Annotated in this window: 1 protein-coding gene; it reads right to left on the bottom strand. The window is 39.0% G+C overall.

Going from position 1 to position 849, the window contains the following annotated elements:
* Window positions 1-111 precede the first annotated feature (111 nt).
* A partial coding sequence (locus ACFFHF_RS11805) for an IS3 family transposase (protein WP_377058219.1) occupies window positions 112-849 on the bottom strand: 738 nt, incomplete at its 5' end.

Below are 849 nucleotides of genomic sequence, written 5' to 3'. Positions count from 1 at the left end.
GGCATGATTCTCCTGCCAAGAAGCCAGCTGTTTTACAACATTGGCATCGCCGAACGAGGCTATCATGCCCGCCACTCCAAATCAAGCTGATGCTTTGAATGAATACATCCATTACACCCGAACCTCCTTGATCACCAATGAATCTTGTTTTTGATAGAATTCCTTTGGTGACAAATCTAGTATACTAGAATGCATACGTCTCTCGTTGTAGAACTCCATAAAATTCATGACTTCTTGATATGCTTCTGTGTAGGTTTCAAACTGCCATCTGGATAGGCAATCGTCCTCAAAAATGCGATGGAAAGACTCAATATGAGCATTCATATTTGGTGTTCTTGGTGGAATTCTTTCGTGCTCAATTTTGGAATCTTCACAAAACTTTTCAAAAGTATGGGAAATAAACTGCGGTCCATTGTCTGTTCGGATTACAGGTTTTTCCAATTCATCATATTGTTGGCGTTTTAATAATGCCCTTTTCAGTGTCTGTTTGACATCATCTCCAGTGCAGCTTAATCCCATATGATAGGTAATGATGCCCCTGTCATAAACATCGATGATGGACATGACAAAGAAAAAGCGATCCTCACCTTCGATAAAGCCATATTTAATGTCAGCTTCCCATAGCTGATTAGATCTTGTAATAATGCGATTTCTTGCTAGTTTCCTAGGGTATGAGACTTTCTTTTGGCGCTGTGGGCGTAAGATGCCCAATTCTTTACAAATCCGGTATACTTTTTTCTTGTTAATTTTAAGTTTGTATTTTCGCCTTAAGACCTTAGTGAGTTTGCGATAACCATAGTTATAGCAATCACCGGCAATCTCTTCTAGTAGAAATTCTTTAATCTGTTC

Source organism: Robertmurraya beringensis (assembly GCF_042433785.1).
Taxonomy (GTDB): Bacteria; Bacillota; Bacilli; order Bacillales; family Cytobacillaceae; genus Robertmurraya_A; species Robertmurraya_A beringensis.
The sequence above is the reverse complement of the archived record's forward strand: the minus strand, read 5'-3'. Positions and strand labels throughout refer to the sequence as shown.